Genomic DNA, 478 nt, shown 5'->3' on the forward strand with positions numbered 1-478 from the left:
GCATGAAAGGCCTTGAAAACGCCCATATCCTGCGCCCCGGCTACGCCATCGAATACGACTATTTCGATCCGCGCAACCTTAAAGCCAGCCTCGAAACCAAAACCATCCAAGGCCTCTTCTTTGCCGGACAAATCAACGGCACGACCGGCTACGAAGAAGCCGCCGCGCAAGGCCTGCTCGCAGGCGCAAATGCCGTGCAATACATCCGCGAACAAGATCCGCTCCTGTTGCGCCGCGAACAAGCCTATCTCGGCGTATTGGTGGACGACCTCATCACCAAAGGCGTGAACGAACCCTACCGCATGTTCACCAGCCGCGCCGAATACCGCCTGCAACTCAGGGAAGACAACGCCGATATGCGCCTGACCGAAGACGGCTACAAAATCGGCTTGGTGGGTGAAGAGCAATGGCGCATGTTCAACGAAAAACGCGAAGCCATCGAACGCGAAATCCAACGCTTGAAAACAACGTGGTACAC

1 protein-coding gene is annotated in these 478 nt (G+C 56.3%); it reads left to right on the forward strand.

All coding sequences use genetic code 11. The annotated features are described in order from the left end of the window. On the forward strand, window positions 1-478 hold a 478-nt coding region (locus ACTHUR_RS19685; protein WP_440400481.1), incomplete at both ends, for an FAD-dependent oxidoreductase.

It is taken from the genome of Neisseria sp. P0021.S007 (genome assembly GCF_051956855.1).